This window comes from Stenotrophomonas sp. TWI273, from assembly GCF_039674765.1.
Lineage (GTDB): Bacteria > Pseudomonadota > Gammaproteobacteria > Xanthomonadales > Xanthomonadaceae > Stenotrophomonas.
This window is the reverse complement of sequence record NZ_JBDJOA010000001.1, coordinates 106,330-130,177: the sequence shown is the minus strand read 5'-3', so window position 1 is coordinate 130,177 and position 23,848 is coordinate 106,330. Positions and strand designations below refer to the sequence as shown.

Sequence of the window (23,848 nt, the reverse complement as noted above, 5' to 3'; positions counted from 1 at the left end):
GGGATCACTTGGATCGTGCCGCCTGCCTTTCAATCGTTTTTTGCATGCCCATCCAGCGGGCAGTCAATACTCCCAGCGTGACTGCGATGAGTGTCCAGCTGCTCAAGAAGATGGCAAGCCCTATCCAGATGCTGCTCATGATCCGATGTCCTCGTCGTAGAGCCGTTGATGCGATTTCGTGCGTGGTAGCCGGTCACTTCGCAGGCATTTACTTTATGCGGTGCGTTCGCCCTGCGACATCCAATTAGTTGCAAATATGGCGTGGCTGCCTGCCCTGATTGCGACGACAGCCGCCCCTATCGCGAGAGACGGGGGGCCAGCCGCGGTCTACGCTTGCCTCCCGTCCGCTCCCGTGATGCCCGTGCGGCTGATACCACACGCATCGGCACCCTCCCGTTCCCGATCCCGGCCCATGACCCCTGAAACCGCTGCCCCGCCCGTCATCCCCACCGAACCGCTCACCCCCGCCCCCCACCAGGGCTTTGCAATCCGCATCGTCGGTGCCGCAGCGTTCGCGCACCTGCTCAACGACATGATCCAGGCGGTGCTGCCGGCGGTGTATCCGATGTTCAAGAGCGAGTTTTCGCTCACCTTCGGCCAGATCGGCATCATCGGCCTGGTGTACCAGGTCACCGCCTCGCTGTTGCAGCCGTGGGTGGGCATGTACACCGACAAACGGCCGCTGCCGTATCTGCTGCCGTCGGGCATGATCGCCACCTTCGTCGGCATCGCCCTGATGGCGATGGCCACGAGTTACGAAATGCTGCTCATCGCCGCGGCCATCGTCGGGATCGGTTCGGCCACCTTCCATCCGGAAGCCTCGCGCGTGGCGCGGATGGCCTCGGGCGGTCGCTTCGGTACCGCACAATCCACGTTCCAGGTCGGTGGCAATACCGGCTCGGCGATCGGGCCGCTGCTCGCCGCGGTCATCGTGATTCCGCATGGGCAGCGTGCCATCGCCTGGTTCATGCTGGCGGCCGCGTTGGCCATCACCGTGCTGTTCCGCCTCACCGGTTGGACCGTGCAGCATGGCCAGGCCAAGATGAAGAGCCTGGCCAAGAGCCATGGCGTCGGGCTGAGCCGTGGCAAGGTGATCCAGGCCATCGCGGTGATCGCGGTGCTGATGTTCGCCAAGTTCGTGTATATCGCCTCGTTCACCAATTACTTCACCTTCTACCTGATCGAGCGCTTCGGCCTGAGCGTGCAGCAGAGCCAGATGTACCTCTTCATCTTCCTGGCCTCGGTCGCGCTGGGCACCTTCATCGGTGGCCCCGTCGGGGACCGGATCGGTCGCAAGGCGGTGATCTGGATTTCCTTCCTGGGCGTGGCGCCGTTCGCGCTCGCCCTGCCCTACGCCAACCTGATGGGCACGGCGGTGCTGGCGGTGGTGATCGGACTGGTGATGTCCTCGGCGTTCGCTGCGCTGGTGGTGTATGCGCAGGAGGCCGTGCCGGGCCGCGTGGGCATGGTGTCGGGCCTGATGTTCGGCCTGATGTTCGGCATCGGCGGTATCGGTGCGGCCGGGCTGGGCAACCTGGCCGACGTGCATGGCATCGTATGGGTCTACCACTTCACCTCGTACCTGCCGCTGCTCGGGCTGGCGACGGCGTTCCTGCCGAAGACGACGATGCACTGAGGCGTTTGCCTCAGTGGAAGAACTGGCTCGGCAACTGGCCGAAGCGCTTCTTGAACATCGCGGTGAAGGCGCTCGGACTGGCATAGCCCAGCGCGAGCGCCACGTCGATCACCTTTTCGCCGTGCGCCAACTGTTCCAGTGCACGCAGCAGGCGCGCCTGTTGCCGCCATTGCCCGAAGGTCATACCCAGCTCGCGTGCGCACAGCCGCTGGATGGTCTTGACATCCACGCCGAGGCGGCCGGCCCAGTCCTGCAGGGTGGACGGATCGTCCGGCATGGATTCCAGCTGCCGGCCAATCGCCTGCAGGCGTGGATCGGCAGGCTGCGGCAGGTGCAACGGCAGTACCGGCAGCATCTGCAGCTCATCCAGGATCAACTGCATCAGCCGCCCGTCGCGCGACTGCGCGCGGTATGGCGTCGGTACGTCCATCGCTGCGTGGATCAAGGCGGCCAGCAGTGGTGTCACCGAGACCGTCGATGCGCTGGCCGGCGGCTGGGCGATCGCCTCCGGCAGGATGTACAGGCTGCGCATGCCGACCGCGCCGATGCAGCTGACCTTGTGGCCCGTACCGGCCGGGATCCAGATCGCGCGCGTGCTCGGGACGACCCAGCGCCCTGTCCCGGCCTGGACCACCAGCACGCCGGTTTCGGCATACACCAGCTGATGACGGTCCGGATGGTGATGCAGCGCGATGATCGTGCCGGCGCGATATTCGCGCGCCCGGCAGAATACGGGCGTCTCCGGGCCTACCGGCAGGCGTTTACCTTCGCCGAGACCCGGGGCGATGTCCCTTTTCCGATATGGCATGGCAATACCCTCGCAAACAACCTGCCGGGGGACTCTAGCGCGTCCGGCGTGTTTTCGATATCGGGCCGGCGCGGTTATCGGGGCTTGGAAGGCGCCACCACCTCGATCCACGTGGGCGCGTGGTCGCTGGGCTTCTCCAATGCGCGCACCCACCTGTCCACGCCGGCATCTTTCAGGCCGGGAGCAAGGACCGGATTGAGCAGCAGATGGTCGATCCTCAATCCACGGTCACGGGCGAAATGTTCGCGGAAGTAATCCCAGAAGGTGAATATCTGTGCGTCGCCGTGCACCGCACGCAGGCTGTCGGTCCAGCCTTGGGCGAGCAGTGCCTGGTAGGCCTCGCGCACCTCCGGCTGCAGCAGCGCGTCCTTCCGCCAGGACTTGGGATCGTAGATATCCGCATCGGTCGGGACGACGTTGAAATCGCCGATCAGTGCGACGGGATGCGGCAGCGCGACCAGGCTCTGGGCGTGTTTGTGCAGGCGCTGCATCCAGGTCAGCTTGTAATCGAACTTCGGGCCGGGCTGCGGATTGCCGTTGGGCAGATACAGCCCGCCCACGATCACCCCGTGCGCGGCCGCCTCCAGATAACGGCTCTGGTCATCGTTCGTGTCGCCGGGCAAGCCGCGCCGGCTCTCGATCGGGTCCTGGCCGCGCGCCAGCAGCGCGACGCCATTCCACGCGCGCTGGCCGTGCCAGATGCAGCCGTATCCCGCCTCGCGGATCGCTGCCTCCGGGAAGGCCTCTTGGGTCGCCTTGAGTTCCTGCAGTGCCACGATGTCCGGTTGTTCGCGCGCCAGCCACGCGAGCAGATGCGGCAGCCGGGTCAGCACGCCGTTGACATTGAAGGTCGCGATTTTCAGGCGATTTCTGGCAGGCATGGTGCGTGCTGCATGGCGGCGGAGACAGGCCTCGAGGATTGCCCTGCGTCAATCAATCTGCCGCGAATGCCGGGCGAGCGTGGCGTGACGATGGCGGCGTTGATCGTGCATTGACCCTGGTCGCGTCACAGTAGGCGCTCGTTTCGGACTGGCAAAGGGTATCCATTGCGTGGAGGGTCATGAAAACGTGGACGGTTCTGCCGCGGCGTTTTTACCAGCGCCACCCGACCGAGGTGGCGCCCGAGCTGCTGAACAAGCTGCTGGTGCGCGATGACGGTCGCGCTGGGCGCATCGTGGAGGTGGAAGCATACGCAGGTGACCAGGACCCGGCGGCGCATTCGTATCGCGGCATCACCGCGCGCACCGCCACGATGTTCGGTGAAGCCGGTCATCTCTACGTGTATTTCAGCTACGGCATGCACTGGGGCTCGAACGCGGTGTGTGGCGAGATCGGTCAAGGCTGGGGCGTGCTGCTGCGGGCGTTGGAGCCGGTGGCGGGACTGACGTTGATCCAGGAAGCGCGGCCGGCGATCAAGCGCGCGCGCGATCTGGCCAGTGGCCCCGGTCGGCTGTCGCAGGCGATGGGCATCACCAAGGCCTTGGACGGCGCGGATCTGGTGCGCAATGACCGCGGCATCCGCATCGTGTCCGATGGGATGGCGCCACCGCAGGACCCGGTGGTCGGGCCCCGGATCGGCATCAGCAAGGCAATCGAATTTCCGTGGCGGTGGCACGTGCCGGCGCATGTGCATGTGTCGGGACGCACGGCGGCTAAGAAGACGGGTGGGACAACACCGTGAGCTTTTCGCCGCCCGCCCCCTCCCCGGCCCGCCGCGTACGACGCTGGCTGGTGCGGCTGTTCATCCTTGTCGTCTGCATCGTAGTGGCAGGGGTGGTGTGGAACAGCCCCATCGCCGAATCACCGCGGGCACTCTGGCGCCTGTCACAGATGCCTGCACCCACCGCGCTGCCCGTCCCCGTGGCGGGCGTGGCCGCACGCCAGGTGGCCAATACGTTCGGCGCACCGCGTGGACGCGACCGCACGCACGCCGGCGTGGACATCTTCGCCAAGCGGGGCACCGAGGTGCGCAGCGCCACCCCGGGAATCGTTGCCGATATCCGCGAGAGCGGTCTGGGCGGGCGTCAGGTCTGGGTGATGGGGCCGGCACGCGAGCGCTATTACTACGCCCATCTGGATGACTGGCGCGAAGGCCTGGCGCGTGGCGACATCATCGAGCAGGGCGACGTGCTGGGCTACGTCGGCGATACCGGCAACGCGAAGGGCACGCCGCCGCATCTGCACTGGGGCATCTACCGTGCCGACGGCGCTTACGATCCGCTGCCCCTGCTGAAGGCGTGGCCCGACGCGCCCTGAGCGCGCGTGCAGGGGCCCTTCACAACAAAGCGCACCGGACTAACACCCACGCGCCTAGCGTCGGACACTCAAACCCACCGGCAGCACCTCCATGGCGATCAAGACCGCAGAAGACCTGTTCATCCACGAGCTCTCGGATATCTACAGTGCAGAGAAGCAGCTGACCAAGGCGCTGCCCCGACTGGCGCGCGCCGCCTCCAGTCCTGACCTGGCCGCCGCGTTCACGACGCACCTGGAAGAGACCCAGGGCCAGATCGAGCGCATCGACCAGGTGGTGGAACTGCTGGGGATCCGGCTCAAGCGCATCAAATGCGCCGCGATGGAAGGCCTGGTCGAGGAAGGCAAAGAGGCGATCGACGGTATCGAGGAGGGCCCGGTCCGCGATGCTGCACTGATTGGTGGCGCGCAGAAGGTCGAGCATTACGAAATCGCCTCCTACGGCACCATTGCCGCACTGGCCAAACAGCTGGGCTACAAGGCAGCCGTGCCACTGCTGCTGGAAACGCTCAAGGAGGAGAAGGACACCGACGAGAAGCTGACGCTGCTGGCCCTGGCCGGCGGCGGCAATGCCAAGGCCGCCGCGGCCTGACCTTCCCGTTTCCCCTCGGGCATTGCATTGTGCGGGGAGCCGTCCTCCCCGCGCAGCGCGTTGCCCTTTCCGCGCTTGATCGCCGCCGTTGATCACAACAGGAGCCTGCATGTCACTGCCCCCACCCGTTCTTTACCACGCCTCGCTCGAGCATGCCGACGAAGATGAGGCGACGCATATCCGTGAGTTGACCGAGGTGTTTGCGCGCATGGCGCTGACGGTGGCCGAGCAGGAAGGCCACGCCCACCGCGCGGTGCACGCCAAGGGCCAAGGGTTGTTGAAGGGCCGGCTGCGCGTACTGGACGGGTTGCCGGCCGAGCTGCGCCACGGCCTGTTTGCGCGGCCCGGCAGCTACGACGCGCGGGTGCGATTGTCCTCGCCGCCGGCCGAGCAGCTTCCCGATTCGGTCTCCACCCCGCGCGCGATGGCGCTCAAGGTGATCGGCGTGGACGGCGCGCGTGCGGAAGGCGCCGAGGAGCAGCACACGCAGGACTTCCTGATGGTCAACGGTCCCGCATTCAACACGCCCGGCGTGGCCGGCTTCCTGCGCTCGGCCAAGCTGCTTGCCGCGACCACCGAACGGATGCCGCGTACCAAACGGATGATCTCCGCCACGCTGCGGGGTGCGGAGGCGGCGCTGGAGGCGGTCGGTGGCCAGAGCGCCCTGCTCAAAGGCATGGGCGGGGAGCCGCAGCACCATCCGCTGGGGGAGACCTTCTTCAGCCAGGTGCCGTTTCTCTACGGTCCGTACATGGCCAAGTTTTCGTTGGCACCGGTCTCACCTGCCCTGCTCGCACTGACCGGCGACAAAATCGGCTCGGACGAGGATGCGCAGCGCGACGCGGTGGTGGCCTTCTTCACCGACCTGCCCAATCCGGTCGAATGGGAGCTGCGCGTGCAGCTGTGCCGCGATGTGGAGCGCATGCCGATCGAAGATGCGTCGGTTGCCTGGGCCGAGGCGGACAGCCCGTTCCTGCCGGTTGCACGCCTGAGCGTGGCGCAGCAGGAGGCGTGGCAGCCTGACACCTCGCCGGGCGTCGAGGATGCGCTCGCGTTCGCGCCGTGGCACGCGCTGGCCGAGCATCGTCCTCTCGGCGGACTGAATCGTGCACGCCGCGTGGTAATGGCCGCCTCGCGTCAGTTCCGCTCCCGATTCAATGGATGCCCGATCCACGAGCCCGTCGGCTGAAACGCGCCGGCCCCGTTACGGATCGCGGAGCACCTTGCCTGCCGCGTCCCGCATGGCAGCCGTGATGCCCTGAAGCGTGGTCGAGCGGATCGCGGCGTGCTGCCAGTACAGCGGCACGTCGATCCAGCGCGCTGGATCAAGCTCGACCACGGCGTTTCTCTGCAGCGCAGTGGAGGCGAGCGACTCGGGCACCAGGCACCAGCCCAGCCCAAGTGCAGCGGCCTCGACAAAACCCGTCGACGTAGGCAGGTAGTGCACCGGCGGGGACAGCGTGGCGCGCGTAACGGTGCGTAGATACCGCGCCTGCAGCCGGTCCTTGCGGTTGAAGACGATCATCGGGGCAGTGGCCAGGGATGCCGCGCTCACGCCCACACCGAAATACGCCGCTTTGAATGCCGGCGCCGCGATCGCCAGATAGCGCATCGTGCCCAGCGGATGGACATTGCAGCCCTGCAGGGCCTTGGCATCCGCCGTCACCGCGCCCAGTGCCGAGCCGTCTCGCAGCAGATCCAGCGTGTGGTCCTGGTCGTCCACGCGCAGGTCGAAGGTATAGCCATGCGCAGCATGCAACGCGGCCAGCGCGGGAAGAAACCAGGTTTCGAGCGAGTCGTCGTTGACCGCCAGGCAGACGTTGCGATGCTGCACCTCCGCATCCGGCAGGAAATCGGCGAGCACCTCTTCTTCCAGGGTCTGCATCGGACGTACCCGGCGCAGCAGCTGCTCACCGGCAGGTGTGGGGCGGCACGGTGCCTGGCGCACGATCAGGACCTGGCCGAGACGGTCCTCCAGCGCCTTGATCCGCTGGGAGATCGCGGACTGGGTGAGGTTGAGCCGCCGCGCGGCGGCCTCGAAGCTGCCCTCCTCCAGGACGGCCAAGAACGCGGCGAGTTGGGGATGGAGCAGGCTCATGGCGATCTCGGCATCAGGAATGCTTATCGTGCCACAGGAAATGTAGCTGGGCTTATCCGCCTCCTGCGGCCACCCTGCACGCCCCTTCCGTGGATTTCCCCATGCAGCCAGCTGCCGCCCTCGCCGGATTTCTCACAGGCGCCGGTCTCATCATCGCCATCGGCGCCCAGAACGCCTTCGTGCTCCGCCAGGGCCTGAAACAGCAGCGCGTCGCGCTGGTGGTCGCGGTCTGCGCAGCCGGCGACATCGCCCTGATACTGCTGGGGGTGGCCGGCATCGGCGCAGCCGTGGCGCGTTTCCCATTGCTGCTCGAGGTCCTGCGCTTCGGTGGGGCGGCCTTTCTCGCGGTATACGGCCTTATGGCAGCGCGCCGGGCCTGGTCCGGCGGTGGCGGGCTCGATGCAGCTTCTGACATGCAGGCGGGATGGCGGCGCACGCTGCTGGTCTGCCTGGCATTCACCTTCCTCAATCCGCACGTCTACCTGGACACGATGGTGCTGCTCGGCAGCCTCTCGACCCGCTACCCGGGCGACGCCCGCTGGCTGTTCGCGGCAGGCGCGTGCCTGGCCAGCGTGTCGTGGTTCACCCTGCTGGGCGTCGGGGCGCGCTGGCTGCAACCGTGGTTCGCGCATGCCAGGGCGTGGCGCTGGCTGGACGCGGGCATCGCGGTCTTCATGCTGACGCTGAGCGTGCTGTTGCTGCTCCGGCCCCTGCAGTAACGCTTACGCAGGGGTATGCAGCTCCATGGCCCGCATCACGATCGGCTTGGCCCAGTCCGGGGTCTGCAGCAGCTCGATCGCCGAGGCAGGATAGTGCAGCCCGTTGCGATCCAGCTGCAGCACCGGCAGCGGTTCGGCGCCATCGGCATCGGCCGGGGCGCTGTTGTCGTAGACATGCAGCTCGGCCAAGTGCGGCAGCAGGGCCAGCAGGTTTTCGCGCGAGGAATCGTAGCGGGCACGGATCTTGTCGGCGGGGATGTCATGCCCGCCGCGGCTGACCCGGGCCGCGACACGTTCCATGTGCAGCTCCACGCTCTGCAGGCCGCAGAACCAGATCGCCACGTCGTGCTGCTCGCACGCCTCACGCAGCAGACGCGGGATGGTGTTGCCGCCCAGCGTGGTTTCGAACGCGAAGTCGGTGCCCTCGTCGATCGCCTGCCGCAGCCGGCGCGCGCCTTCATTCCAGGCCGCAGCGTTGGCCTCGCCCAACGACCACCCCGTCTCCACCAGGCGGCGGGTGAACGTATCCGGGTTGAACCATGTCAGGCCTTCTTCTTCCAGCCACATGCCCAGCAGCGAACTCTTGCCGGCGCCATTGACACCGGCCAGCACCAGAATCCGTCCCATTGGTCAGAGCGGACTGCCGAGGGCGACCTTGCGGCCGCGTCGGATCGGCTGCCCCAGTACCTTGCCCAGCCCACCATCGCGGCCAAGGCTGGCGAGGGTGGTATCGAACGCGGCGCGCAGGCGTTCCAGCTCGCCCATGCGCTCATCGAGGTCGCCGCCGGCGGCCTTGGCCAGCAGTTCCTGGTAGGTCTTGATGTCCACTATCACCGCTTCGGGATGATTGTGGTTGGTGATCACCAGGGCCTGCTTTTCGCGAACGGTGCGCATCAGGCTGGGCCAACCGCGGGTTTTCACCGACGAGGCCGTGGCCTTCTCAAGGCCGGGCAGATCCAGTGGCAGGGTCATGGCACGCTCCAGGACGGGATGGGCCCACTATACCCCTTCTGGCCAAATTGGACATAAATCCCATTTTGGCCAGAAGGAGGGTCCAGAGGCTCGTCAGCGGGACATCGAGTACGGCTGCTCGGCGCCCTGCCCCGGCCAGGCCATGTTCGGCTCGGCCTGGAGCGTGAAGCGCAGCTCGCCGCCGGCCAGGATCTCGTCGTGGCGCAGGAAGGTGCGCTGCAGCGGGTGGCCATTGAGGGTCACCGAGCCGACGTAGTCATGGCCCTTGCCCAGCCCGTCGGTGACGATGGTGAAGGTCTTGCCGTTGGGCAGGTGCAGTGCCGCCTTGGGCAGGAACGGACGACCGATGATGTATTCGCCGCTGCCCGGGGCCACCGGGTAGAAGCCCAGTGCGGTGAACACGTACCAGGCCGACATCTGGCCCAGGTCGTCATTGCCGGCCAGGCCATCGGGACGGTCGGCGTACTGGGTGTCCATGATCTGCTTCAGGCGCGCCTGGGTGCGCCACGGCTGCCCGGCATGGGCATACAGATAGGCCACGTGGTGGCTGGGCTCGTTGCCGTGCGCGTACCAGCCGATCAGGCCGGTGATGTCTTCCATATGCTCGAAGATCGAGGGGTCGACCTTGGCCTCGAACACCTGGTCCAGACGGGCCAGCAGCGCGTCGCTGCCCCCGTGCGCGGCGGCCAGGCCGGCCACGTCGTGCGGCACATACCAGGAGTACTGCCAGGCGTTGCCTTCGGTGTAATCCGTGCCGTAGCCGCTGGCGCTCGGGTCGAACGGCGTGCGGAAGCTGCCATCGCGCTTGCGCGCCCGCATGAAGCCGGTGTCCTTGTCATAGGCATTGCGCCAGTTCGTGGCGCGCTTCTCGAACTCCCCGGCAACCTTCGTGTTGCCCATGGCCTTGGCCATGCGCGCGATGGTCCAGTCGTCGAACGCATATTCCAGTGTCTTGCTGGCGGCCTCGCCTTCTTCATCGATCGGCACCCAGCCCAGCTCGCGGTACTGCGCGATGCCATCGTACGGGCCGTAATTGGCGGTGGCCACCATCGCCGCCAACGCCTTGTTCTCATCGAACCCGCGGATGCCCTTGAGGTAGGCATCGGCGATCACCGGCACGGCGTGGTAGCCGATCATGCACCAGGTCTCCTGGCCGTGGAACGCCCATACCGGCAGCATCCCGTAGGCGCTGTTGTGCTGGTGCGCGAGCAGCGAATTGATGAAATCGCTGTTGCGTTTTTCCGGCTGCACCAGGGTCAGCAGTGGATGCAGGGCGCGGTAGGTGTCCCACAGCGAGAACGTCGAGTAGTTGGTATAGCCCTCGGCGCGGTGCACGGCATTGTCCGAGCCGCGGTACTGGCCATCGCTGTCCATGAACACGGTCGGCCCGAGCAGGCTGTGGTACAGCGCGGTGTAGGCGCTGCGGCGGTCGTGCTCGGGGCCGTCGATATCCAGTACCGACAGTGCCTGCGTCCACTGCGCTTTCGCCTCGGCGCGGACACGGTCGAAATCGAAGCCGGGCACTTCGCTTTCCAGGTTGGCGATCGCACCGGCCTCGCTGACCGAGGAAATCGCCACGGTCACCACCAGCGGTGTATCCAGCTTGCCAAAATCGAAGGTGCCGACCAGCTGGCGCCCTTCAATCTGCGCACGCTGGGCCGGGCTCTGGTGACCCGGCGGCGGGAAGCCCTTGTAGGCGATGTCGGTCTCGGTGTTGTGGAATGCGTGACCGGTCAGCGGCCGCGAGAAGCGCATCGCGAAATACAGCTGCCGGCCCGGTGCCCAGCCGCGGGTCTCGCGGAAGCCGGTGATGGTGCCGTCCTCGCGGGCGCGCAGGCGTGACCACATGATCTTGCCCGGGTAGTCGTACAGACTGGTGCGCAGGTCCAGCAGCACGCGTGCGGGCTGGTTGGCCGGATAGGTATAGCGATGCACGCCGACGCGGGTGCTGGTGGTCAGCTCGGCGCGCACCTTCGGATCATCCAGGGTGACGGCGTAGTAGCCTGGTTCGGCGCGCTCGTCGTCGTGGCGGAAGCGCGAGGTATAGCCGCTGCCGGGTTTGTCGGGGTCGCCCCGCTCCAGGCTGGCATCGGTGCGCACCGGCATCAGCAGCACATCGCCCAGATCGGAATGGCCGCTGCCGGAGAAATGCGTGTGCGAGAAGCCGACGATGCTGGTGTCGTCATGCCTGTAGCCGGCGGCCCAGCCATAGGCCTTCTCGCGCGGCTGGATACGGGTGTCCGGACTGAGCTGCACCATGCCGAACGGAACGGTCGCGCCGGGATAGGTGTGCCCCTCCCCGGCCGTGCCGATGAACGGATCGACCGCCGCATAGGCGCGTTCGCCGACCTTGGCCGGTGCCGCTGTGGCAGTGCTGGCCACCAACATCGCCCCTACCGCGAGCCCCAACCACCGCACCGTCCCCGTTTTTGTCATGGCGTTGAATTTAGATCGATTCAGGTGAGGTCGATCCTAGCACTGGCCGATCGGGCTGACATGTTGCGGTGCGGGTGTTGCCGGCGCCGGGCCGATCGCCCGGCGCCATTGGTGCGCCGTTGATGATGGACGCGGACCGGCGTTACGCCGGACGCGCGTCCTCCGGCACGGCGGCCACCGGCAGCGTCGGCTGGGTCGCATCCACCGTGACCGGCTCGTCGCTGCGCATCAGCGCACGGGCTTCGGCTTCGCTGGCCACCGCCGGCGGCGAACCACGCAGCGGCATCCCGGCCGTCTCACGCACGAACAGCATGGTGATCACGCCGATCACCGCCGCGCCCATCAGGTAGTACGCCGGCACCAGCGGATCGCCGGTGCGCTCCACCAGCCAGGCGGTCACCAACGGCGTGGTGCCACCGAACAGCGAAACCGATACATTGAACGCGATCGACAGCGCGCTGTAGCGCACCGGCGTATAGAACAGCGCCGGCAGCGTGGACGGCATCGAGCTGGTGAAGCACACCAGCGCCACGCCGAGCAGCATCAGCCCGAGGAAGATCAGCCAGTCATTGCCACTGCCGACCAGCTTCAGGCACGGGATCGCCAGCAGGAACAGCGCGATGCAGGCACCGATGATCATCGGGCGGCGGCCCAGGCGATCGCTGAACAGCCCGCCCAGCACATTGAGCGGCATCATTACCAGCATCACGATGATGATCAGCAGCAGGCCTTTGCTCTCGGCATAGCCCATCGTGACGCTGAGATAGCTGGGCATGTAGGTGAGCAGCATGTAATCGGTGACGTTGAACACCAGCACCAGGCCGACACAGATCAGCAGCTGGGCCCAATGCACACGGAACAGCGCGCCCAGGCCGGGGCGTTCGTGATCGCGCTTCTCGGCCTCTTCGGCATACGCGCGGAACGCCGGCGTCTCTTCGAGCTTCATGCGCATGTACAGGCCAAGCAGACCCAGCGGACCGGCGACGAGGAACGGGATGCGCCAGCCCCAGTCCAGCATCTGCGTGCTGCTCAGGGCCATGTGCAGCGCGGTGACCGTGCCGGCACCGGCGATGTAGCCGCCCAGCGTACCGAACTCCAGCCAGCTACCCATGAGGCCACGATTGCGGTCGGTCGAATACTCGGCGATGAACGTGGCCGCGCCGCCATACTCACCGCCGGTGGAGAACCCCTGCACGATGCGGGCAAGCAGCAGCAGCGCCGGCGCCCAGATCCCGATGCGGTCGTACGAGGGAATCAGGCCGATGCTGAAGGTGCCGGCGGCCATCAGGATCATGGTGGCCGCGAGCACCTTCTGCCGCCCGTACTTGTCGCCCAGCGGCCCGAACACCAACCCGCCCAGCGGGCGCACCAGGAAGGCGACGGTAAAGGTGGCAAAGGTGGCGATCAGCTGTGCGGTCGGGCTGCTGTCGGGGAAGAACACCTGGCCAAGGGTCACGGCGAGGTAGCCGTAGACGCCGAAATCGAACCACTCCATCGCGTTGCCGAGCGCGGCGGCGCCAACGGCCTTCTTCAACATGGGACGATCAACGACGGTGACTTCGTCGACATGCATCTGGCGGCGGCGTTTGAACCAGCCGAAATGAGCGTGTGCGGCAGGCAGGTCCTGCATCTGCTTTCTCCTGGAAGCAGGCCATCACGGCGCCCGAGGTCCCGCGCACGGCACAGGAAATACCGCCTCTGATGACACAGCGCGATGCGCGAAGAGGGGTTGCAACAGACGATCCCGGACGGCCGCGTGGACTCAGCGACGCTGCGGGATGGATGACCAGGAAGCGGGCAATGGCCCGGGGGTGATCAAGCGAGCCATGTTACTACATTTGGCCAGCGCGAGCCCCGTACTGCCCTGTCTGGCAGCGTGGAACAGCGTGTTTCAAGCTGTTTGGGTACGCTTTTCACGCGATGCATACACGCCTGCGCAACGCGGGAAATGGATTGTACTGACTGTGATCGCACGGCGGTTGAGAGTGGGCCGTGTGTTACTGCCCGCTCTCAAGCGCATCGATCAGTGGCGCCAGATCCTCGCGTTCATGCGGTCGCACCGCCCGCGCGATTTCGTGGCCGTCGCGCAGCAGGATCACGGTCGGCCACAGCTTCACGGCAAAGGAGCGGCCCAGTGGCCGCCCCTTCCCGTCCTCGACCTTCAGGTGTGTCGCGTCGTAGCCACCCAGAAACTTCTGCAGCAGGGGCTGGGCGGCACTGCAATGGCCGCACCAACCGGTACCGAATTCCAGGAGCACCCATCCGCTGCCCGCATCGATGTCGGCACGGGTGATGTCCGATGGGCTGTACTCACGAACGAAGGTCATGAGCGATTCTCAGGACAGCGCGCGCTGGATATCCTCCAGCGGCGCGTTGGTGAAGTCCTTGGCCAGATCCTTGAGCAGACGCTCCTGGGTTTCCTTGTGCAGCAGCGGGCGGATACGGCCCAGGGTCTGCGGGTCGGCGATCAGGATCAGGTGCGCGTAGCGGTTCTTCAACGCGTCTTCGTTCAACTGCGCCGCCACCTGCTTGGCAAACGTCGCCTCGTTGAGCTGGGAAATCGACATTTCCTGGGGCACCGAGCCGGACGGCCCCTGCCCGGATGCGCCGGTATCGCTCACGGCCTGCAGCTGCAGTTCCCCCTCCTGCTTGAGTTGCAGCTTGTGCGCGGTGCCAACGTTGGTGAACACGCGGGCCGAGCCGCCATCGGCTACAACGACCAGGGTACCTTCGGGAATCTGCTGACTCATCATCTACTCCTTATGGGGAAAACCGAGCGCGGGTGCACTCGGGTTCCACCGTAGGCAACGGCATGTAAGCACCGTGCATACGGATGTATGCACAGCGTATGCAGGCCCTGTGCGCCCTACTCCCCCGGGGATGCCGGCAGCGGCATCTGCAGGTGCCTGGCGAAGAAGCGCGCCATCACCCGGTAGGCCTGCTGGCTTTCCGGCAAGCGCGCGTCCAGGTGGAAGGCGTGGCCCAGGCCGTCCCAGACGTGCAGGTCCGACTCGCGGCCGAGGTCCACCAGTCGGGAATGGGTGTAGGCGACGTTGCTCATTTCGGCCGCGCGGGTGGCGGTGATGAACAGCGTGGGCGGAAACCGGGCCAGTACCGCATCGGAAAACACCGGCGACACCAGTGGATCCCGGAAATCGACCTTGCCGTAGTACAGATCTTCCATGATCGGCAGCGTGCCATCGGCATGCGGCAGCAGGGCGTCGGTCACCGCTGCGGCCACATAGCGCGAGTCGCCGCCGTAACGGGCATCGCCGCCGGCGCAGAACAACCCGGCCGCGGCCGGCATCGGCAGCTTCTCCTTGTCGAACCACGCCAGCGATTCACCGGTCAGCACGCCGCCGGCCGAGCAGCCGAACAGGCCGATGTGCTGTGCGGGCATTTTCTCCAACGCGGCGCGATATACCGCCGCAACATCCTCGCTGGCGGCCGGGAAGTGGTGCTCGGGCCCCTGCCGATATTCCACCGCCACCACCGTGGCACCGGTCATTGCCGCCACCGGGATCGCCTCGAGCAGGCCGAGACTGTCGGCACGCCCGAAGACGAAGGCGCCGCCATGCAGCTCGATCAGCAGCCGCCGCTGCGCCGGGTCGGCGGGTGCACTGTGCGGCTCGACCCGCACCACCGGCACGCCGTTCCAGCGTTCATGGTGCAGCTCAACCGGATAGCGCTCGCGCAGCGCCTGGATTTCTCCGTAGGCCCACGCGTCCGCGCCCTTGCGGATCGCTGCCAATTCCTTGAGCACGGTGGCGTTGTCCATCTTTGCGACGGGATCACCGTTGACCACCGCGCTGCGCATCGCCGCCTGTGCTTCAGGGCTCAGATAGGGCGAGAGCGGTAAGGCAAAACCGGGGACGTTCCGCACGCCCTCCGCGGCTGAAGGTGCGGGCGTGGCCGCCATGACGGTCCCGCTGGCGGCCAACCACAGCGCCATCGGCGCGATCTTCCCGGTCCAACCCATCTTCCGCACTCCCCTGTGAGATCGGGTCACAGAGTAATCGTTGCCTCACCGCAGACGCTACGCAGCCGGGCCGGGATCCTTGCGCCCAGGGCAACTGTCTTTCGCCGCTGGACGGGTGTTTGCGGACCAACGCCGCGCGCAGACTGCCTGGCCTGCAACCTCGGACCCCACCGCATGCGCATTGATCTCCCCGGCCGCGTCGGCTTCGGCACCGCCCCTCTGGGCAACATGTACCGCGCCATCCCCGAACAGGAGGCACTGGACACCGTGCACGCCGCCTGGGACCACGGCATCCGCTACTTCGACGCCGCCCCTATGTACGGCGCCGGCCTGGCCGAACTGCGCCTAGGCGAAGCGCTGCAACACTATCCGCGCGATGCCTATGTGCTCAGCACCAAGGTCGGCCGTCGCCTGCTGGATGAAACCGAAGACACCGCCCAGCGTGATCTGGGTGAGAAAGGAGGCCTGTTCGAGCACGGACTGCCCAACAGAATCGTCTACGACTACAGCGCCGACGGCACGCTGCGCGCGATCGAAGAGAGCCTGAAGCGCCTGAAGACCGACCGCCTCGACATCGTCTGGATCCATGACCCGGCCAAGGATTTCCATGGCGATGACTGGCGCGCCGTGTTCCACCAGGCCATGTCCGGTGCCGCGACCGCGCTGACCCGGCTGCGCGAGGAAGGTGTCATCAAGGGTTGGGGCCTGGGCGTCAACCGCGTCGAGCCCTGCGTGATGGCGCTGCAGCAGGCCGACCCGGATGGCTTCGTGCTCGCCGGGCGCTACACCCTGCTGGATCACCACGAAGCGCTGGCCAATCTGATGCCGGCGGCCGAAGCGCGTGGTGCCAGCGTCGTGGTCGGCGGTCCCTACAACTCCGGCATTCTCGCCGGCGGCGCGCACTATGAGTACCAGAAAGCCGGCGCCGAGGTGCTGCATCGCGTGGGGCGCCTGCAGCAGGTGTGCGCGCAGTTCGGCGTGGATATCCGTGCCGCAGCGCTGCAGTTCTCGCTCGCCCATCCGGCGGTCGCGGCGGTGATCCCGGGCGCCAGCCAGCCCAGCCGTATCGCGGAGAATCTGGCGTTGGCCGAGGTCGCGATTCCGCCGGCATTCTGGAGCGCGCTGCGCGAGCAGGGCTTGGTCTCCCCGCACGCGCCGTTGCCGTGACTACAACTTCTGGCACCCGCATTCGGTCCTGCAGCCTGCCACCCTGCGCTACACACCGTGTGCGCAGGAGCCGTAATGAACAGGATGTTGGTCGTGGGTGTGGTAGTGGCAATGCTGTCGTTGCCTGCAAAGAGCGCGCCGCCTGAAACAGCAACACAGGTGATCGTGCTGGGCGTGGACCATGCCGCGCAGCTCGTGGCGCGTGAGGATCGGCCCGCGGTGCTGGCGGCGTTCCTCGATCGCGCTGCGCCCGATGCCATCTGCATAGAGCGATCGCCGGAGGCATTTGCACGTAACGATTTCTATGAGTTCACCTACGAAGTGCAGGACGTGGTGGTGCCGTTCGCCCGGGAGCGCAACATTGACGTGTGCCCCTTCGACTGGCATCCCTCGACGGAAGACGCCCAACTGGGCTTCGGCATGGATCTGGAGGCGATTCCTGAAATCCGGCCGATCCGGGGCTTCCAACAGTTCCTGACCTTCCCCGAGCCGGCGCAACTGCACCGAACGCTTTTCCATGCCGACGATCCCCACAATGTGACGCGCTCCACGCAATGGAGCCTCACCCCAGCGGCACGTACCGCACAGGACCTGCCACGTCGCCTGTTCCTGTATCGCACCTTCCTGCAGGCCAAGCGCATCGCGGCCGCCGCGCGGGCGCATCCAGGCGGCACCGTGGTCGTGGTGGTCGGTGAGTTCCACAAGCGCGACATCGATGCTGTGCTGGCCGATGAGCCCGGCATCGTGGTGGTGCAACCGTCGAGCCTGGGTGCCCCGAACGATGCGGATGTCCACCAACGGGAACTGCCGGCGTACCGCTTCGCGGTCGCCAGCTTCAACCTGCTCGGCAGACAGGCAGAAACAGGCAACCGCGACGACGCATTCCTGCGCGAAACGGTGGACGCCCTGTCCGGGAGTGGTGCTGCCGCTGAGGTGCAGTTGCTGGCGACACGACTGGACCTGCTGCAGGGCCGCATCAGTCGCGCCGAGGCGATCGGGCGTTACAGACAGATTGCGGCCATCGCCGGCGAGGCACGATTCACCTGGACCGGGGTGAAGGATATCCGCCGTCTGGATTCCTGGTTCGACCCCTTCGGTAACCTCAGCGTGCGCCAACGCGCCCACCTGGAGCTGGCGCGTGAATCGATTCGGGCCGACCGCCGCGCTGAAGCAGACCGGCTCAGGACGGCGCTGGGCGGTGAACTCACCGCCCGCCAGCGCAGGCAACTGGACGGTTACTGGCCCCTGCTGGCGAAGTGAGGGCCGGCCGAGCCTGAACCCCGGCGCCGGGCGGCTACCGGTCATTACGGTGTAAAATTCATCGTTTTAACCGGAACAATGGCCAAAACCGCGCAACGGACGCCTGTCCCGGGCCCGGCCTTCATCCGGCTGCTGGCCCGCCTCGCTGAGAGCAACCTGTCCTCGACGGGCCCTGCCCTGTCAGACCGGCTCAGCGAGTGGGTGGACTGGACGCGGGCGGTAACGTTGTCCAAGGCACTCGATGGCCGGCTGCCGGCCGCGGTCGAGGGGCCGGACTTCGATGCCGACGAGGACGCCGAGTGCCAACGCCTTCGCGCGGCGCTGGAGGCGAGTATTGTTCAGGAACCTGAGACCACCAAGTCGCCTCGCCGGGTGGTTGACGCCGACGGTGCCGCCGCCGCTGTCGAATACACCGTGTACGGCGAGCGTTATCTCACCCTCCAGCGCGCCATGCTCAGCGCCACCAGCCGTCTGCGCGGGCGCCTGCGCGACATGTTGACCCGCCGCTCGCCCGAGATGGCGCGGCTGGCCGAGGTGGACGCGCTGATGGAGCAGACCCTGAGCGCGCGGGAGTACAGCCTGCTGGCCAAGGTGCCGGTGCTGCTGAGGGTCCATTTCGAGCGCCTGCGCGATGCCGGCACCGACGATGCCTGGCGCGAGGTGTTCCGCCGCGACATGCAGAGCCTGCTGTTGGCCGAGCTGGATATCCGTTTTCAACCGATCGAAGGCCTGCTTGCAGCGCTTCGCACCCACTAACCGGGACGTCATGTTCAGAACCAGTCTTCACTACGTTGTTTTCCTGCTTGGCCTTGTGGCGGTGTGCTGGATCGGGGCGGGCTATGCCAGCACCAATCCGGTCGGTTTCGCTGTCGCCGCGCTGATCGCCGTCTGCTACCTCGCCGGTGGCCTCGAGCTGTATCGCTACCGGCAGGCGACCGCCTCGCTGGCGGCGGCCAGCGCCAGTGCGGGCGCCGCCAGCGCCGGGCTCGCCACCTGGTTGGGCCAGCTGCATCCCAGCCTGCGCAATGCCGTGCGCCTGCGCGTGGAAGGCGAGCGCGTCGCCCTGCCCGGCCCGGTACTGACTCCGTACCTGGTCGGCCTGCTGGTGCTGCTGGGCATGCTCGGCACGCTGCTCGGCATGATGGCGACGCTGCGCGGCACCGGGCTGGCGCTGGAAAGCGCGACCGACCTGCAGGCGATCCGCGGCTCGCTGGGTGCGCCGGTGGAAGGCCTTGCGGTCGCCTTCGGCACCTCGATTGCCGGTGTCGCCACCTCCGCCATGCTCGGCCTGCTCTCGGCCCTGTGCCGGCGTGAGCGCCTGGAGGCGGTGCAGCGGCTGGACGTGGAGATCGCGACCACCCTGCACACGCACTCTCAGTCCTGGCAGCGCAATGAAGCCTTCCGGCTGCTGCAGCAGCAGGCCGAGCTCATGCCCGCGCTGGTGGATCGGCTGCAGGCCATGACCACGGCGATCGAGCAGCAGAGCAGCGCCTCGGGCGAGCGGCTGCTGACCAACCAGCAGAACTTCCATGCCAAGGCCGACGAAGAATACGCGCGCCTGACCGCCGCGATCGAGCAGTCACTCAAGGACAGCGTCGCCGAAAGCGCACGCGCGGTTGGCGCGGCCTTGCAGCCGGTGATGGACACCACCCTGGCCGGCATCGCCCGCGCCAACGCCGCCATGCACGAGACGGTGACCGAGGCAGTACAGCGCCAGCTGGCCGGCCTGACCGAGGGCTTCGACGCCAGCCGCGTCGCGACCGCCGCGACCTGGCAGGCCGCACTGGACAGCCAGCAGCAGACCAACACCGCATTGACCGCCGACCTGCGCGTCGCGCTGGACGGATTCGCCGCGCAGCACGATCAACGCGCGCTTGGCCTGCTCGATGCGGTCTCCGCGAAGCTGGTCAGCACCGCTGACGGTTGGCAGGCGGCCCAGTCCGCACAGCAGCAGACCAATGAAGCCATGGCGACCGAGCTGCGCAATGCGCTGGCCACGTTCGCCGAGCAGCATGGCGAGCGCTCCGCCGCCTTGCTTGAGGCGGTCTCGGCCGAGCTCAACACGACCGCGACGCGCTGGCAGGATGCCCAGGCCGCGCAGCAGCAGACCCATGCTGCGCTGACTGCCGACCTGCGCAGCGCGCTGTCCAGCTTCACCGAAACACATGACGCCCAGGCCACCGGCCTGATCGACGCGGTCGGCAACCGCATTGACGCCACCACCGCGCAGATTGCCGATGCTTGGCAGCAGGCGCTGGCCCGCCAGGAAGCCGCTGCGACCGCAGTGAGCGCGCGTCACCAGCACGCGCTGGATGCTGCCGCCGCGACGCTGCAGGCCCAGGCGGTGTCGCTCGGCGACGCGATGCAGCAGTCCCATGCCCAGCTCCAGGACGCACTGGAAGCGCGCGATCAGCAGCGTCTGAACGCGTGGACCGAGGCCTTCACCGGCATGAGCGCCAGTCTCGGCGAGCGCTGGGAGCAGACCGGCGACAGCGTGGCCCGCCGCCAGCAGGACATCTGCGACACCCTCGCCCGCACCGCCAACGACATCACCCAGCAGGCACAGGCCCACGCCAGCGAGACGATCAGCGAGATCTCGCGCCTGGTCCAGGCGGCTTCGGAAGCGCCCAAGGCCGCGGCCGATGTGGTCGCCGAACTCCGCAGCAAACTGTCCGACAGCCTGGTCCGCGACACCGCCACGCTGGAAGAACGCAGCCGTCTGCTGGCGACCGTGGAGACCCTGCTGGATGCGGTCAACCACGCCGCCAACGAGCAGCGCGTCGCCGTGGATGCCCTGGTCTCGACCTCGGCCGAGCTGATGGACCGCGTTGGCACGCGCTTCACCGACCACATCGAAGCCGAGACCGGCAAACTCGGCAGCGTGGCCGCGCAGGTCACCGGCAGTGCGGTGGAAGTAGCGAGCCTGGCCGATGCGCTCGGCAGCGCCGTGCAGTCCTTCGGCACTGCCAGCGACGGCCTCAACGAGCGTCTGGCCCAGATCGCCGCCTCGCTGGATGGTTCGCTGGCCCGCAGTGACGAGCAGCTGGCCTATTACGTGGCCCAGGCGCGTGAGGTGATCGACCTCAGCGTGCTGTCGCAGAAGCAGATCATCGATGAACTGCAGCAGCTGGCGGGCCGCCGCAGCAGCAAGGCCGGGGCCGCCTCGGCATGAGCGACGAGATCGAAGTCGAGGCCGACGGAGGCGCGCCGATCTGGGCCGCCTTCGGCGACCTGATGTCGGTGCTGCTCGGCGCGTTCGTACTGATCCTGGTCGGCGTGGTCGCGCTGCAGTTGGAGCTGACCCACCGGCTGGATGAAGAGGTCAAGCAGCGCCAGGCCGAAGTGCAGCGCCGCCAGACGCTGGAGCAGGCCTTGGCCGGCCCGCTCGCGGCCGGGCGTGTGACGCTGGTGGATGGCCGCATCGGCATCCGCGGCAATGTGCTGTTCGCGTTGAACTCGGATCAGCTGCAGCCGGAAGGTGCCGACGTCCTCAAGAGTCTGGCCGGGCCGTTGAAAGGCTACCTGGCCGCGCGCGAGGAGATCCTGATGGTCAGTGGCTTCACCGACGACCAGCAGGTGCGCGATGGCAACTGGCGCTTCGCCGACAACTGGGAACTCTCCGCTGAGCGTGCATTGACCGTGACCCGCACCCTGATCGCCGAAGGCGTGCCGTCGGATGCGGTGTTTGCCGCAGCGTTTGGCTCGGAGCAGCCGGTGAGTTCCAACGCCGACGAGGATGGCCGCGCCAAGAACCGCCGCGTCGAAATCGCCCCGATCCCGAAACCCAAGGCGAGCAAGGCCGCGGATGCCCCGTAACCCTGTCGCAACCGCTGAGATTCTCGAGAACTGGCGAGTGGACAAGCTCGACGGGCTGGACCGCACGCGTTTTGCGATGATCGAGGCGTTGCATGCCCGCATGCAAGCGCATGACGGTGAGGTGCGGGCGCTGTTGCAACGGAAGCTGGATGCGTTGGTCGCGGGTTACGCCGAGCGGGTTGCCGAGGCGTCGGCATCGGTAGTGACCGCGCCGGGCCTGTCATCGGGACGCATCGGTCTGCAGGCGCTGGTCACGGAATTAACGGGGCAGCACAATGCTGCGTATCCGGATTTGCCGGTGCTGGGTGAGGTCCGGGCGACGTGGGCCAGGCTTCGCAATGCCAGCCAGCTCAGGGAATCGCTGGCCCAGATGCCCACCAATGGTGGGCCGTTGAACTCCGGTGTACTGGTCCATCGCGCCCTGACGCTGATGAAAGAGACCTCGCCCGGCTACCTGACGCATTTCATGGCGTACCTGGATGCGCTGTCGGGCATGGAGCACCTGCATCAGTGGGGCGTGCTGGTGGCGACGCCGAAAGTGGTGCCGCGGGGGGCGAAGCCGCGGCGGCCGCGTGCGGGCAAGGTGCCGGGCTGATCGAAGCGTCGACAACGCCCTATGTACTTCTACGCCTCCACGCGCGACGGGACAGGATCAGCGCTACTGCGAAGCTCATGGTCGTCGAACCACGCCGCCGTCGCGACGCCAGACAAGCGTCTCCGCGTCGCCGAATGTAACCCGATCCACCTTGTCATCCAGGGGGAGCGCGTAAGTGAAACTGCCCGACATGCCCGCTTTCGCGGGCACCAGCATCACGTTGACTTGAATCGCGTCCTCCTGACGCACGCTATCGATCCGCTCAACGGCGAGCGCGCTATGAAAGGCAAGGCCCGACAGCAACAGCTCCCCTGGTCGGCTCTGTTGGGCCTTGAAGAACTGGACGTCCTCGAGCTTCAGTGTCAGCGCATTATCTGCGCCACACGCTGCCAACAACGCTCCTGAAACCAACACGACGTACCTGAGTGCAATCATCTCAAATCACCGTCCCGGAGGAAGTCCTTCGGTTTGGCGCCCAGGCGAATCACGTTCCTCAGATCGCTCAATGATCAATTCTGCGTACATTGGCATATGTGGCGTTTTTGTCCGTCGAACGATCAACGCTAAGCGGCGCTTTCTTCAGAGCGGCGTTGACCACGTCGAACAAACACGCCAACGCATGCGCCCGCCATGCCACTCAGGACGGACACCACGATGTTCGGCGCATTGATGCGGAAGATTGGCAGGAAGCCTGCCTGGGTTCCCGCGTTGACGAAGTAAGTCGCCATTCCCCAGAGACAGACGTACAGCACGCCGACGATGATCGCGAACCGGTACTGCCTTGCGATTAGCCCGCCAAACAGCGCGAACCACATGCCGGCAGCCGAGGACAGCACGTCGCTCGTGTCGAATGCAAAATTACTTCGAGCCACTACTGAGATGCCCAGGAAGTACGTGGCCCCGAATACCAATGCCAGCACCAGAAGCAAAGCCCCAAGTTGTCGCCACATGGATTGAAACCCCCGTTCATCCCGATCTCGCGCCACTCTACCTGAATACGTCTGCCCAGCGATAAACCCCGGACACTGCCCTAGAGCGCTCTTCGCGTGCGGGGAAGGCGGCCAGCTGATCGCCTCCTCGCTTGCGCCCGTAAGTCTCATGGATTCAACATCACGCCGCGCTGGCATGCAGGGTCACGCCCAGTGCACGGGTCACTTTGAGGATTGTGGCAAAGTCCGGGCTGCGTTCACCGGACAATGCCCGGTACAAGCTTTCGCGCGACAGACCCGCATCACGCGCCACTTTACTCATGCCCTGCGCGCGCGCGATATCGCCCAGCGCCTTGGCGATGAAAGCCGCATCGCCGTCGCTTTCAATGATGCAAGCATCGAGATACGCCGCCATCTCGTGCGGTGTACGCAGGTGCTCGGCCACATCGAAGGTCTCCAAGCGCGTTTTCTTGTTCATTGCCATGGCATCTTTACTCCGAACCATTCGGGGCTGAAGAATCACCACTTCGCCTCCACGCTGTGTGTAATACAGGTTTCGATGATCGCCTGGATTGCCATCTGCGAGGC

25 protein-coding genes and 1 pseudogene are annotated in these 23,848 nt (G+C 66.5%); 12 read left to right on the top strand and 14 right to left on the bottom strand.

Annotation, left to right across the window (positions count from 1 at the left end):
* Window positions 1-4: 4 nt before the first annotated feature.
* A complete protein-coding gene (locus tag ABE571_RS00510; RefSeq protein ID WP_313209886.1) occupies window positions 5-139 on the bottom strand; it encodes a hypothetical protein in 135 nt (44 codons plus the stop codon).
* Between the two features lie 273 nt (window positions 140-412).
* On the opposite strand from ABE571_RS00510, the gene ABE571_RS00505 reads away from it, so the two are divergent.
* Window positions 413-1,636: an MFS transporter gene (locus ABE571_RS00505; RefSeq protein ID WP_313218466.1), complete on the top strand. Its 1,224-nt coding sequence runs from the start codon at window positions 413-415 to the stop codon at window positions 1,634-1,636.
* 10 nt (window positions 1,637-1,646) lie between these two features.
* On the opposite strand, the gene ABE571_RS00500 is transcribed toward ABE571_RS00505, so the two are convergent.
* Window positions 1,647-2,444, bottom strand: coding sequence for a helix-turn-helix transcriptional regulator (locus ABE571_RS00500; RefSeq protein WP_346482372.1), 798 nt, complete (start codon window positions 2,442-2,444; stop codon window positions 1,647-1,649).
* Window positions 2,445-2,548: 104 nt separating this feature from the next.
* Window positions 2,549-3,325, bottom strand: a pseudogene (xth, locus tag ABE571_RS00495) (exodeoxyribonuclease III); the annotation flags it as partial.
* 179 nt (window positions 3,326-3,504) lie between these two features.
* Between xth and ABE571_RS00490 the strand changes: the two are divergent.
* The 4 genes from ABE571_RS00490 to ABE571_RS00475 all read left to right on the top strand — a co-directional run bounded on the left by ABE571_RS00490 (window position 3,505) and on the right by ABE571_RS00475 (window position 6,478).
* The gene (locus tag ABE571_RS00490) at window positions 3,505-4,125 is read left to right on the top strand and encodes a DNA-3-methyladenine glycosylase (RefSeq protein WP_346492982.1); all 621 of its coding nucleotides are present in this window, start codon (window positions 3,505-3,507) and stop codon (window positions 4,123-4,125) included.
* Entirely contained in the window at window positions 4,122-4,700 is a 579-nt protein-coding gene (locus ABE571_RS00485; protein ID WP_346492981.1) for a M23 family metallopeptidase, read from the top strand. The genes ABE571_RS00490 and ABE571_RS00485 overlap by 4 nt, the downstream gene beginning before the upstream one ends.
* A gap of 91 nt (window positions 4,701-4,791) precedes the next feature.
* Window positions 4,792-5,289, top strand: a complete 498-nt coding sequence (locus tag ABE571_RS00480) for a ferritin-like domain-containing protein (RefSeq protein ID WP_313209899.1) — start codon at window positions 4,792-4,794, stop codon at window positions 5,287-5,289.
* A gap of 109 nt (window positions 5,290-5,398) precedes the next feature.
* Window positions 5,399-6,478 carry a catalase family protein gene (locus ABE571_RS00475; protein WP_313209901.1) on the top strand — a complete coding sequence of 360 codons (1,080 nt, stop codon included), beginning with the start codon at window positions 5,399-5,401 and terminating at the stop codon, window positions 6,476-6,478.
* 15 nt (window positions 6,479-6,493) lie between these two features.
* Here the strand turns inward: ABE571_RS00475 and ABE571_RS00470 are convergent, their stop codons facing one another.
* On the bottom strand, window positions 6,494-7,387 hold the full coding sequence (locus tag ABE571_RS00470) for an ArgP/LysG family DNA-binding transcriptional regulator (RefSeq protein ID WP_346492980.1): 894 nt from the start codon (window positions 7,385-7,387) through the stop codon (window positions 6,494-6,496).
* A gap of 101 nt (window positions 7,388-7,488) precedes the next feature.
* Between ABE571_RS00470 and ABE571_RS00465 the strand changes: the two genes are divergently transcribed.
* Window positions 7,489-8,106 carry a LysE/ArgO family amino acid transporter gene (locus ABE571_RS00465; RefSeq protein ID WP_346480946.1) on the top strand — a complete coding sequence of 206 codons (618 nt, stop codon included), beginning with the start codon at window positions 7,489-7,491 and terminating at the stop codon, window positions 8,104-8,106.
* Between the two features lie 3 nt (window positions 8,107-8,109).
* Here the strand turns inward: ABE571_RS00465 and ABE571_RS00460 are convergent, their stop codons facing one another.
* The 7 genes from ABE571_RS00460 to ABE571_RS00430 form a co-directional block, all read right to left on the bottom strand.
* A complete protein-coding gene (locus ABE571_RS00460) occupies window positions 8,110-8,733 on the bottom strand; it encodes an AAA family ATPase (protein ID WP_179458840.1) in 624 nt (207 codons plus the stop codon).
* 3 nt (window positions 8,734-8,736) lie between these two features.
* Window positions 8,737-9,078 carry a type II toxin-antitoxin system prevent-host-death family antitoxin gene (locus tag ABE571_RS00455; RefSeq protein WP_261996700.1) on the bottom strand — a complete coding sequence of 114 codons (342 nt, stop codon included), beginning with the start codon at window positions 9,076-9,078 and terminating at the stop codon, window positions 8,737-8,739.
* Between the two features lie 93 nt (window positions 9,079-9,171).
* Window positions 9,172-11,466 (bottom strand): GH92 family glycosyl hydrolase, encoded by a 2,295-nt coding sequence (locus ABE571_RS00450; protein ID WP_346492979.1) that lies wholly within the window; start codon window positions 11,464-11,466, stop codon window positions 9,172-9,174.
* A 190-nt stretch (window positions 11,467-11,656) separates the two neighbouring features.
* Window positions 11,657-13,144: a glycine betaine/L-proline transporter ProP gene (gene proP / locus ABE571_RS00445; protein WP_346466403.1), complete on the bottom strand. Its 1,488-nt coding sequence runs from the start codon at window positions 13,142-13,144 to the stop codon at window positions 11,657-11,659.
* Window positions 13,145-13,511: 367 nt separating this feature from the next.
* On the bottom strand, window positions 13,512-13,841 hold the full coding sequence (locus tag ABE571_RS00440; protein WP_313212148.1) for a thioredoxin family protein: 330 nt from the start codon (window positions 13,839-13,841) through the stop codon (window positions 13,512-13,514).
* Window positions 13,842-13,850: 9 nt separating this feature from the next.
* Window positions 13,851-14,264 carry a host attachment family protein gene (locus ABE571_RS00435; RefSeq protein WP_313212149.1) on the bottom strand — a complete coding sequence of 138 codons (414 nt, stop codon included), beginning with the start codon at window positions 14,262-14,264 and terminating at the stop codon, window positions 13,851-13,853.
* 116 nt (window positions 14,265-14,380) lie between these two features.
* On the bottom strand, window positions 14,381-15,433 hold the full coding sequence (locus tag ABE571_RS00430) for an alpha/beta hydrolase fold domain-containing protein (protein WP_346493114.1): 1,053 nt from the start codon (window positions 15,431-15,433) through the stop codon (window positions 14,381-14,383).
* 234 nt (window positions 15,434-15,667) lie between these two features.
* On the opposite strand from ABE571_RS00430, the gene ABE571_RS00425 reads away from it, so the two are divergent.
* From ABE571_RS00425 to ABE571_RS00400, 6 genes are all read left to right on the top strand, one after another.
* Entirely contained in the window at window positions 15,668-16,660 is a 993-nt protein-coding gene (locus ABE571_RS00425; protein ID WP_313212150.1) for an aldo/keto reductase, read from the top strand.
* A gap of 75 nt (window positions 16,661-16,735) precedes the next feature.
* Window positions 16,736-17,920: a hypothetical protein gene (locus ABE571_RS00420; protein ID WP_346492978.1), complete on the top strand. Its 1,185-nt coding sequence runs from the start codon at window positions 16,736-16,738 to the stop codon at window positions 17,918-17,920.
* 78 nt (window positions 17,921-17,998) lie between these two features.
* Window positions 17,999-18,676, top strand: a complete 678-nt coding sequence (locus tag ABE571_RS00415) for a DUF3348 domain-containing protein (RefSeq protein WP_346492977.1) — start codon at window positions 17,999-18,001, stop codon at window positions 18,674-18,676.
* Between the two features lie 10 nt (window positions 18,677-18,686).
* Window positions 18,687-21,092, top strand: a complete 2,406-nt coding sequence (locus ABE571_RS00410; RefSeq protein WP_346492976.1) for a DUF802 domain-containing protein — start codon at window positions 18,687-18,689, stop codon at window positions 21,090-21,092.
* A complete protein-coding gene (locus ABE571_RS00405) occupies window positions 21,089-21,736 on the top strand; it encodes an OmpA family protein (protein ID WP_346492975.1) in 648 nt (215 codons plus the stop codon). Before ABE571_RS00410 ends, ABE571_RS00405 begins: the two co-directional genes overlap by 4 nt.
* On the top strand, window positions 21,657-22,331 hold the full coding sequence (locus ABE571_RS00400; protein WP_346492974.1) for a DUF2894 domain-containing protein: 675 nt from the start codon (window positions 21,657-21,659) through the stop codon (window positions 22,329-22,331). The genes ABE571_RS00405 and ABE571_RS00400 overlap by 80 nt, the downstream gene beginning before the upstream one ends.
* Window positions 22,332-22,406: 75 nt before the next feature.
* On the opposite strand, the gene ABE571_RS00395 is transcribed toward ABE571_RS00400, so the two are convergent.
* The 3 genes from ABE571_RS00395 to ABE571_RS00385 form a co-directional block, all read right to left on the bottom strand.
* Window positions 22,407-22,766 (bottom strand): hypothetical protein, encoded by a 360-nt coding sequence (locus ABE571_RS00395; protein WP_313212158.1) that lies wholly within the window; start codon window positions 22,764-22,766, stop codon window positions 22,407-22,409.
* Window positions 22,767-22,894: 128 nt separating this feature from the next.
* Window positions 22,895-23,281, bottom strand: a complete 387-nt coding sequence (locus ABE571_RS00390; protein WP_313212159.1) for a hypothetical protein — start codon at window positions 23,279-23,281, stop codon at window positions 22,895-22,897.
* Window positions 23,282-23,441: 160 nt separating this feature from the next.
* The gene (locus ABE571_RS00385) at window positions 23,442-23,744 is read right to left on the bottom strand and encodes an addiction module antidote protein (RefSeq protein WP_313212182.1); all 303 of its coding nucleotides are present in this window, start codon (window positions 23,742-23,744) and stop codon (window positions 23,442-23,444) included.
* Window positions 23,745-23,848 lie beyond the last annotated feature (104 nt).

Coding starts and splice junctions, on each gene's coding strand:
- ABE571_RS00425 (WP_313212150.1), top strand. CDS start 15,668: ATGCGCATTGATCTCCCCGGCCGCGTCGGCTTCGGCACCGCCCCTCTG.
- ABE571_RS00480 (WP_313209899.1), top strand. CDS start 4,792: ATGGCGATCAAGACCGCAGAAGACCTGTTCATCCACGAGCTCTCGGAT.
- ABE571_RS00435 (WP_313212149.1), bottom strand. CDS start 14,264: ATGAGTCAGCAGATTCCCGAAGGTACCCTGGTCGTTGTAGCCGATGGC.
- ABE571_RS00465 (WP_346480946.1), top strand. CDS start 7,489: ATGCAGCCAGCTGCCGCCCTCGCCGGATTTCTCACAGGCGCCGGTCTC.
- ABE571_RS00475 (WP_313209901.1), top strand. CDS start 5,399: ATGTCACTGCCCCCACCCGTTCTTTACCACGCCTCGCTCGAGCATGCC.
- ABE571_RS00405 (WP_346492975.1), top strand. CDS start 21,089: ATGAGCGACGAGATCGAAGTCGAGGCCGACGGAGGCGCGCCGATCTGG.
- ABE571_RS00500 (WP_346482372.1), bottom strand. CDS start 2,444: ATGCCATATCGGAAAAGGGACATCGCCCCGGGTCTCGGCGAAGGTAAA.
- ABE571_RS00505 (WP_313218466.1), top strand. CDS start 413: ATGACCCCTGAAACCGCTGCCCCGCCCGTCATCCCCACCGAACCGCTC.
- ABE571_RS00395 (WP_313212158.1), bottom strand. CDS start 22,766: ATGATTGCACTCAGGTACGTCGTGTTGGTTTCAGGAGCGTTGTTGGCA.
- ABE571_RS00510 (WP_313209886.1), bottom strand. CDS start 139: ATGAGCAGCATCTGGATAGGGCTTGCCATCTTCTTGAGCAGCTGGACA.
- ABE571_RS00455 (WP_261996700.1), bottom strand. CDS start 9,078: ATGACCCTGCCACTGGATCTGCCCGGCCTTGAGAAGGCCACGGCCTCG.
- ABE571_RS00470 (WP_346492980.1), bottom strand. CDS start 7,387: ATGAGCCTGCTCCATCCCCAACTCGCCGCGTTCTTGGCCGTCCTGGAG.
- ABE571_RS00415 (WP_346492977.1), top strand. CDS start 17,999: ATGGCCAAAACCGCGCAACGGACGCCTGTCCCGGGCCCGGCCTTCATC.
- ABE571_RS00410 (WP_346492976.1), top strand. CDS start 18,687: ATGTTCAGAACCAGTCTTCACTACGTTGTTTTCCTGCTTGGCCTTGTG.
- ABE571_RS00460 (WP_179458840.1), bottom strand. CDS start 8,733: ATGGGACGGATTCTGGTGCTGGCCGGTGTCAATGGCGCCGGCAAGAGT.
- ABE571_RS00385 (WP_313212182.1), bottom strand. CDS start 23,744: ATGGCAATGAACAAGAAAACGCGCTTGGAGACCTTCGATGTGGCCGAG.
- ABE571_RS00420 (WP_346492978.1), top strand. CDS start 16,736: ATGAACAGGATGTTGGTCGTGGGTGTGGTAGTGGCAATGCTGTCGTTG.
- ABE571_RS00400 (WP_346492974.1), top strand. CDS start 21,657: ATGGCCGCGCCAAGAACCGCCGCGTCGAAATCGCCCCGATCCCGAAAC.
- ABE571_RS00450 (WP_346492979.1), bottom strand. CDS start 11,466: ATGTTGGTGGCCAGCACTGCCACAGCGGCACCGGCCAAGGTCGGCGAA.
- ABE571_RS00490 (WP_346492982.1), top strand. CDS start 3,505: ATGAAAACGTGGACGGTTCTGCCGCGGCGTTTTTACCAGCGCCACCCG.
- proP (WP_346466403.1), bottom strand. CDS start 13,144: ATGCAGGACCTGCCTGCCGCACACGCTCATTTCGGCTGGTTCAAACGC.
- ABE571_RS00390 (WP_313212159.1), bottom strand. CDS start 23,281: ATGTGGCGACAACTTGGGGCTTTGCTTCTGGTGCTGGCATTGGTATTC.
- ABE571_RS00430 (WP_346493114.1), bottom strand. CDS start 15,433: ATGGCGGCCACGCCCGCACCTTCAGCCGCGGAGGGCGTGCGGAACGTC.
- ABE571_RS00440 (WP_313212148.1), bottom strand. CDS start 13,841: ATGACCTTCGTTCGTGAGTACAGCCCATCGGACATCACCCGTGCCGAC.